We start from the raw sequence: 6,306 nt of genomic DNA on the forward strand, positions 1-6,306 counted from the left end.
AATGATTACACCAACACAATTAACTCTGGGAGTGTTCCCCATGCCCGAAGCCGCCCCTCCACGGCCCTGGCTCGTGCTGGCCATCTGCTGCATGAGCCTGCTGATGGTCAGCCTCGACGTCACCATCCTGAACGTGGCCCTGCCCGCCATCCGGAGCGACCTGCACACCTCGGTGTCCGGGCTGCAGTGGACGGTCGACGCGTACACCCTGGTCCTGGCGAGCCTGCTGATGCTCTCCGGATCGACCGCCGACCGGATCGGGCGGCGCCGGGTGTTCCGGATCGGGCTGGTGGTGTTCGGCGCGGCCTCCCTGCTGTGCAGCCTGGCCCCCGGGCTCGGCTGGCTGATCGCGGCGCGGATGCTCCAGGCGGTCGGCGGCTCGATGCTCAACCCCGTCGCGATGTCGATCATCAGCAACACCTTCACCGACTCCCGCCGGCGCGCCCGCGCGATAGGCGTGTGGGGCGGCGTCGTGGGCATCAGCATGGCCGCCGGGCCGATCCTCGGCGGGGCGCTGGTGGAGTCGGCCGGCTGGCGGGCGATCTTCTGGATCAACGTCCCGATCGCCCTCGCCGCCCTCTTCCTGACGGGCCGGTACGTCCCGGAGTCGCGGGCCGCCCGGGCCCGCCGGGTGGACCCGGTCGGCCAGACACTGGTCGTCGTACTGCTCGCCGGACTCACGTACGCGATCATCGAGTCGCCGCAGCGCGGCTGGACCTCGCCCGTGGTGCTCGGCTGCGCGGCGGCGGCCCTGGCCGCACTGCTGGGCCTGCTCCGGTACGAGCCCCGGCGTACGGACCCCCTGATCGACCTGCGGTTCTTCCGCTCCGCGCCGTTCGCGGGCGCCACCGTGATCGCGGTCGCCGCCTTCGCCGGTCTCGGTGGCTTCCTGTTCGTCAGCTCCCTCTACCTCCAGGACGTCCGCGGGCTCGACCCGCTGCACGCCGGGCTGTACATGCTGCCGATGGCCGTCATGGCGCTGGTGACCGGCCCGCTGTCCGGCCGGATGGTGGCCGCACGTGGCCCGCGTACGCCGCTGCTGCTGGCCGGCACGGCCCTGAGCGCGAGCGCCGTGATCCAGGCGGTCAGCTACTCCGAGCACCTGCCGACCGGTCTGCTGGTGCTCGCGTTCCTGCTGTTCGGCATCGGGTTCGGCCTGGTCAACGCGCCCATCACCAACACGGCCGTGTCCGGGATGCCCCGCGCCCAGGCCGGGGTGGCGGCGGCCGTCGCCTCCACCAGCCGGCAGGTCGGCCAGTCGCTGGGGGTGGCCGTGATCGGCGCCCTGATGGCGGGCGCGGCGCACGCCGACCCGGCGGCCTTCACCGGGACGGCGCGGACGGCGTGGTGGATCATCGCCGGCTGCGGTGCCGTCGTGCTGGTCGCCGGTACGCTCACTTCCGGCCGCTGGGCCCGGGCGACGGCCGAGCGTACGGCGGAGCGGCTCGCCGCCGAGGAGGCAGACGGGGAGCCCGGCGGGGACAGCAGGACGGCAAAGGAGAGGGTGGACGCCTGATGGGGCGCAGTGACACCGGCGGGCACCCGCAGGCGGGTGAGGTCGACCCCGGGACGGCGGGCCGGGTCTGGCAGGGGATGAACGCGCTCGTGCTGGAACGCTACAACCGGCGCAAGGCCGTCGCCGAGGCCCTCGGGATGAGCTTCGGCCGGGTCCGGGCGCTGCGCCGCCTGGCCGGCGGCCCGATCACCCTGCGGGAGCTGGCCGAACGGCTGACCGCCGATCCGCCGTACACCACCGTGATCGTCGACGACCTGGTGCGGCGCGGCCTCGCCGAGCGCATCACCAATCCCGCCGACCGGCGCTCCAAGCTGGTCCATCTCACCGAGGAGGGCGAGGCGAAGGCCGCGCTCGCCACCGGCATCCTCACCACCCCGCCGGACGCCCTGCTCGCCCTGCCGCCGGAGGACCTCCGCGCGCTCGACCGGGTGGTGACGAAGCTTCTGGGCTGAGCGCGTCGGGGGGCTCTGGGAGTGGGTCCAGGGGGGAGGGCGTTGTGACCTTGAGGTGAAATTAGGTTAGCCTCGCCTAATGCACACTGCCTCCCTGGCCGCGACCACGGCCGGATACGCCATGCCCCAGCTCTGGCGGGTCCTCACCAAGGCCGGCTACTTCCTCGGCCTCAGCGGGGCCATCGGAGCCACCGTCACCTATGCGACCGCCGTACGCCCGGCCCTGCGGGCCCCGGAAACGGGCGCCCGGGACGCCGAGGTGCTGCGAAGAAGGGCTGCGGGCTACCTGGCCGGGGTCGGCGCCGTCCTGCTGGTCGCGGGCTACTTCCAGCTCGCCGCCCGGGTGGCCCGGGCCGGGAAGGGGATGCCCTTCGGCGACGCGCTCGCCCCGGACCGGATCCTGGACTTCCTGCGGGCGCCCGCGGCCAAGGGGGCCTGGATCGCCCAGGGCACCGTGTACCTGCTCCAGAACGCCGTCCTGGTCGTGACCGCCGCCGTCCTGATCGCCCTCGCCGTGCCGGCCGCCCGCCGCCACGTGGACCGGATCGCCCTCGCCGCGCTGCCCCTCGCCCTCGCCGTCACCCTGGTCGGTGCCGTGCCGACCACCGCTCCCGCCGACCTGGACGCGTGGCTGAACCTGGTGTTCGACCAGGCCCACATCGTCTCCGGCGTCGTCTGGCTCGGCGGCCTGGCCCTGCTCGCGGCGCTCGCCGGCACCCGCAGGCGCCTCGGCGACGGCGCCGGGCTGCTCTGGGCGGACGTGTGGCGGCGCTTCGGCCTCGTCGCGATGGTCTGCGTCGGTACCGTCACCGTCTCCGGACTGTGGCTGAGCTGGAGGCACGTCGGCGGCATCCCGCAGCTCTGGACCACCGGTTACGGAGTCGCGCTGCTCGTCAAGATCCTCCTGGTCGCCGGTCTGGTCGCGGCCGGAGCCTTCAACCAGCTCTGGCTGATGCCCCGGATCGTGCGGGCGCGCAGCACCGACGACACCGGCTCGCTGCTGCACCTGACGCTCCGGCACTTCCCCAAGGTGGTCTGGGGCGAGGTCGCCCTCGGCGTCGCGGTGCTCGCCGTGGTGCCGTTCATCTCCGGCTCGGCCCGCGCCGAGGCGGGCAGCCCGAAGGCCGTCTCCTCCGGCACCCTCTTCGCCGGGGGAGCGGCGCTCGCCCTCGCGCTGGTCGCCTCCCTCTACGCGACGGTGCGGATGTCGGAGGCCCTGGCGCGTCGGTCCGCTGTGGCCTCAACTGCCTGATCCGTCTGCCCGTCCTACGTGTGGATCGCCTGCGCCACCGCCACCACCCGCGACCTGGCCCGCTTCGTCCGCCGCGACCTCGACGTCCCCAGGCCGCGCACCCACGCCCTCGGATACTGGCGCCCCTGAAAGCCCGTACGGCCCGGCCAGGGGACGGTCCCCCGGCCGGGCCGCACGTCTGCCTCCGGGCTGCCGCCCACTCGCCGGGCCGTCCAGGCGGCGTGCGACTCACAGACCGGTTGATCCAACAGGTGCATGAGGTCGGCCCAGATGGCGATGCCGGAGTCCGCGATGAGGCCCGGGAAATCTGCCGCCGCCGCCGACTCCGCCGCCACCGCCCGGGAACTCCGGCTCTACACCGAGGCCCTCCCGATCCTGGACCGACTCGGCTACCGGCTCCACACCATCGACACCACCCACCTCACCTCCGAGCAGACCGCACAGGCCATCCTGGAAGCGGTCCCGGCCCGAGCGATCAACACCAAAACCCCACAGGGAAGTTGGAGAGAGCATGAGTAGCAGCACAACCACGACCCCGCCGCCGGTGGTCGACGTCCACGTGATCGCCCGCACCCCCGACGGCAAGATCCTGCTGTCCCAGCGCGGCGGCCCCTACGGCTACGGCCAGTGGCATGCCCCCAGCGGCAAACTCGACCCCGGCGAGAAGCCGGCCGAGGGCGCCGCCCGCGAACTCGAGGAGGAGACCGGCCTCCTGGTCGACCCGGACCACCTCCGCCTCGCCTACACCGTCCTGCACCGCCAGGACCCCGCCACGCTGCGCCTCGGCCTGTTCTTCGTCGCCACCGAGTGGGAGGGCGAGCCCGTCAACCGCGAGCCCGAGAAGTGCCTCGACCTGCGCTTCTTCGCCGATGGCGCCCTGCCGGAGGACCTGATCCCCTACCCGGCCGCAGGCATCCACGGCGCCCTCACCGATCCCGGCGGCCTGGCGCACCACAACTGGCCGACCGCGTGAGCACGGGGGCGGTCGGGCGCGCCCGACCTCCCCCGGAGAACTCCGATGTGACGTGGCACCGGGCTGTGGGTGGTCAGCCGTAGGGGATGACGGCGACCGGGCAGTGGACGTGGTGGATCGCGGCGTGGGCGACCGGGCCGAGGTGGTGGCGGAGGGGGGCGTGGTGCAGGCGGCGGCCGAGGACGAGCAGGCGGGCGGTGGCGGCCGCGTCGACGAGTTCGACGGCGGGCTTGCCGCGGACCAGGTCGGCGGTGACCTCGACCTCGGGGTGGCGGGTCCGGAGCGGGGCCAGGGCCGCGGTGAGGCCGTCCCGTTCGACGGCGGAGACCTCGGGCTCCAGCCCGCCGATGGCGTCGAAGGACATGTACTCGCTGCCGGCCGGCGGGGACCAGACGTGGACCACCCGCAGCGGGACGGAGCGCAGGGCGGCGGCCCGGAAGGCGAACTCCAACACCTCCTCGGCGGGGTGGGTCAGGTCGAGGCCGACGGTGACCGGGCCGTCCGGTTCGTCGTGGTCGGCGCGGACCAGGACGACCGGGCAGGCGGAGCGCCGCAGCACCTCCTGGCTGACCGAACCGACCAGGAAGCCGCGCAGGGTGCCGAGCCCGCGGGAGCCGAGCACGAGGAGGGCGGCGCGGTGCGAGGCGGCCTCCAGCGCCTCGACCGGGTCGGCGGACACGGCGGAGGAGACGACGGACAGGCCGGGCGCCAGGGCGGTCAGTGCGGACTCGCGCTCGGCGAGGTGGGCCAGGGCGCGGTGGTAGGTCTGGTCGCTGCCGACCACGTCCCGCTTGGGCCAGGGCCAGGCCTCCAGGACCTCCAGCGGTACGGCGCGGCGCTGCGCCTCGTGGGTGGCCCACTCGGTGGCGGTGAGGCTCTCGGGGGAGCCGTCGAAGCCGACGACGACCGGGCCGCCGGCGGGGCCGGCAGCGGCGGGGCCGACGGGGCCGGTCGGCACGGGTTCGGACACGGGAGCTCCTCGGGTTCCGCGGCGCGGGGAGGGCCGTACCCGGCCCGCCGGGGCCGCCTCGGGACTGCGACCCCAGTATCGGCGGTGGGCGGGGACGGCACCTCTCGGGGCGCTCGGGCCTCCGGCGGGGTGGGGCTCAGGCCGCCCGCGGGTCGGGATCCCGACCGGTCTGGATCCGACCGGTTGGGAGCCGAGACGCTTAGGCAAGCCTAACTTCCGCGATGCGAAGAGTGCCCGCCCATGCCGTCTCCGACCGCCACAACGGTCAGCGCGACCACGCCGACACCGACACCCACGGGGACGGCGTTGGTGGCAGCCGCGGTGGCGGTGGCCAACGTGCTGATCCTGGTCGGCGCGGTGCTGAGCATGCGGGCGGGGCACGACGGCGGGCGCGGGGCGGAGCGCGGTTGAAAGAATTTTTCCCGGCGCTGTCACACTCGGGCGCCGGGATCCGTCGGGTCGGTGAGAGCACATCGAACGCCCGAGAGGAACACGAGAATGAGCACCGACCGCACCACCGGATCCACCACCGCCCGCTCGATCACCGCCGAGATCCCGCTCCGCCCCCGGCTGGCCACCGACCCGAACGAGCTCGTCCCCGAACTCGCCGACGTCTCGGCCGCGTTGTTCCGGGCGGTCGGCAACCGCTCGGTCCCGCGCGGTACCGTCAGCCTGGTCCAGCTGCGGGCCGGGCAGCTCGCCGGCAGCACCTACCTGACCGTCCTGCACACCGGCTTCCTGCGCAAGGCCGGTGAGTCGGAGGAGCGGATCACCTCGGTGTCCACCTGGCAGGACTCGCCGTACCTGACCGCGGCCGAGCGGGCGGCCCTCGCGCTGGTGGACGCCGTGCTGCAGCCCAACCCGGACGGCGAGCGGGTGTCGGACGAGCTGTACGCCGAGGTCGCCGCGCACTACGACGAGAAGGCGCTGGTCACGCTGATGCTGGCGATCGGACAGGTGAACTTCTTCACGGCGATCGCGCTGATCGCCAAGCCCGTCCCCGGGAGGTCGTTCACCGACCCCTGGTCCTGAACTCCGGCCCGGGGACGGGGGGGGGGGGGGGGGGGGGGGGGGGGGGGGGGGGGGGGGGGGGGGGGGGGGGGGGGGGGGGGGGGGGGGGGGGGGGGGGGGGGGAGGGGAGGG

At 74.2% G+C, this 6,306-nt stretch carries 8 protein-coding genes; 7 read left to right on the forward strand and 1 reads right to left on the reverse strand.

What is annotated here, in order from left to right:
• The first annotated feature begins 40 nt into the window (after nucleotides 1-40).
• The 6 genes from ACZ4W5_RS35030 (at nucleotide 41) to ACZ4W5_RS35055 (ending at nucleotide 4,193) form a co-directional block, all read left to right on the forward strand.
• A complete protein-coding gene (locus tag ACZ4W5_RS35030) occupies nucleotides 41-1,516 on the forward strand; it encodes an MFS transporter (RefSeq protein ID WP_465659115.1) in 1,476 nt (491 codons plus the stop codon).
• Complete coding sequence (locus ACZ4W5_RS35035) at nucleotides 1,516-1,968, forward strand: MarR family winged helix-turn-helix transcriptional regulator (RefSeq protein WP_360235853.1); 453 nt, start codon at nucleotides 1,516-1,518, stop codon at nucleotides 1,966-1,968. The genes ACZ4W5_RS35030 and ACZ4W5_RS35035 overlap by 1 nt, the downstream gene beginning before the upstream one ends.
• A gap of 79 nt (nucleotides 1,969-2,047) precedes the next feature.
• Entirely contained in the window at nucleotides 2,048-3,220 is a 1,173-nt protein-coding gene (locus ACZ4W5_RS35040) for a CopD family protein (protein WP_465659117.1), read from the forward strand.
• An 18-nt stretch (nucleotides 3,221-3,238) separates the two neighbouring features.
• Nucleotides 3,239-3,349 carry an SIP domain-containing protein gene (locus tag ACZ4W5_RS35045; RefSeq protein WP_402476305.1) on the forward strand — a complete coding sequence of 37 codons (111 nt, stop codon included), beginning with the start codon at nucleotides 3,239-3,241 and terminating at the stop codon, nucleotides 3,347-3,349.
• A 126-nt stretch (nucleotides 3,350-3,475) separates the two neighbouring features.
• The gene (locus tag ACZ4W5_RS35050) at nucleotides 3,476-3,739 is read left to right on the forward strand and encodes a hypothetical protein (protein ID WP_465659119.1); all 264 of its coding nucleotides are present in this window, start codon (nucleotides 3,476-3,478) and stop codon (nucleotides 3,737-3,739) included.
• Nucleotides 3,732-4,193, forward strand: coding sequence for an NUDIX domain-containing protein (locus ACZ4W5_RS35055; RefSeq protein ID WP_402476291.1), 462 nt, complete (start codon nucleotides 3,732-3,734; stop codon nucleotides 4,191-4,193). The genes ACZ4W5_RS35050 and ACZ4W5_RS35055 overlap by 8 nt, the downstream gene beginning before the upstream one ends.
• Nucleotides 4,194-4,266: 73 nt before the next feature.
• Here the strand turns inward: ACZ4W5_RS35055 and ACZ4W5_RS35060 are convergent, their stop codons facing one another.
• Nucleotides 4,267-5,163: a universal stress protein gene (locus ACZ4W5_RS35060; RefSeq protein WP_465659121.1), complete on the reverse strand. Its 897-nt coding sequence runs from the start codon at nucleotides 5,161-5,163 to the stop codon at nucleotides 4,267-4,269.
• Nucleotides 5,164-5,661: 498 nt separating this feature from the next.
• Between ACZ4W5_RS35060 and ACZ4W5_RS35065 the strand changes: the two genes are divergently transcribed.
• Nucleotides 5,662-6,195, forward strand: a complete 534-nt coding sequence (locus ACZ4W5_RS35065) for a carboxymuconolactone decarboxylase family protein (protein ID WP_360235889.1) — start codon at nucleotides 5,662-5,664, stop codon at nucleotides 6,193-6,195.
• Nucleotides 6,196-6,306 lie beyond the last annotated feature (111 nt).

Source organism: Kitasatospora sp. NPDC029367, from assembly GCF_055569135.1.

What these genes read in the sequence shown, in the direction of transcription:
- ACZ4W5_RS35030 (WP_465659115.1), top strand. Translation starts at nt 41, where the DNA reads ATGCCCGAAGCCGCCCCTCCACGGCCCTGGCTCGTGCTGGCCATCTGC.
- ACZ4W5_RS35035 (WP_360235853.1), top strand. Translation starts at nt 1,516, where the DNA reads ATGGGGCGCAGTGACACCGGCGGGCACCCGCAGGCGGGTGAGGTCGAC.
- ACZ4W5_RS35040 (WP_465659117.1), top strand. Translation starts at nt 2,048, where the DNA reads ATGCACACTGCCTCCCTGGCCGCGACCACGGCCGGATACGCCATGCCC.
- ACZ4W5_RS35050 (WP_465659119.1), top strand. Translation starts at nt 3,476, where the DNA reads ATGAGGTCGGCCCAGATGGCGATGCCGGAGTCCGCGATGAGGCCCGGG.
- ACZ4W5_RS35055 (WP_402476291.1), top strand. Translation starts at nt 3,732, where the DNA reads ATGAGTAGCAGCACAACCACGACCCCGCCGCCGGTGGTCGACGTCCAC.
- ACZ4W5_RS35065 (WP_360235889.1), top strand. Translation starts at nt 5,662, where the DNA reads ATGAGCACCGACCGCACCACCGGATCCACCACCGCCCGCTCGATCACC.